This window comes from Pseudomonas sp. K5002 (genome assembly GCF_013386655.1).
Classification (GTDB): domain Bacteria; phylum Pseudomonadota; class Gammaproteobacteria; order Pseudomonadales; family Pseudomonadaceae; genus Aquipseudomonas.
In genome coordinates this window covers 1-381 of sequence record NZ_JACARK010001607.1, presented here as the reverse complement: position 1 = coordinate 381, position 381 = coordinate 1, and the positions used below count along the sequence as shown (strand labels likewise).

Here is a 381-nt window from a genome sequence, read left to right as displayed (position 1 = left end):
CGTGGCAGGCGGAGGTGGTCGAGCCGTTGCGGCAAGTACGCACGCAATGGCGGGCCATGGCGCAGCAGGATGCTGAGCTGGGAGCGTTACGGGAGCGGGTCAAGGCTTTGGAATTGGATGCAGAAAGGCTGCTGCTATCACGCCTGGAAGGTGTGGCGCAGCGTTGGCCGATGGCCGAGGTGAATCATCAAGCATGGGTTGAAGGACTGGCGGCCGAAGCCGCCAACCTTGACCACGACGCGCTGCATCAGCTGCGCGCCGCGGTTACCGGCACTTAGGAAGCGCTGGTTGGGGTGACGCTTGGCGCTGCCGGTGCAGGCGTGCTGCTGGCCGGAGCGGTTGGCGCTGTGGTGCTGGCAGCAGGTGCAGCCGGGGTCGCAG

At 66.4% G+C, this 381-nt stretch carries 1 protein-coding gene; it reads left to right on the top strand.

Annotated features, from left to right (window positions below):
* Positions 1-278 (top strand): DUF2390 domain-containing protein (locus HX846_RS38230; RefSeq protein WP_178967582.1); only part of this gene is annotated, 278 nt, incomplete at its 5' end.
* Positions 279-381: the final 103 nt, after the last annotated feature.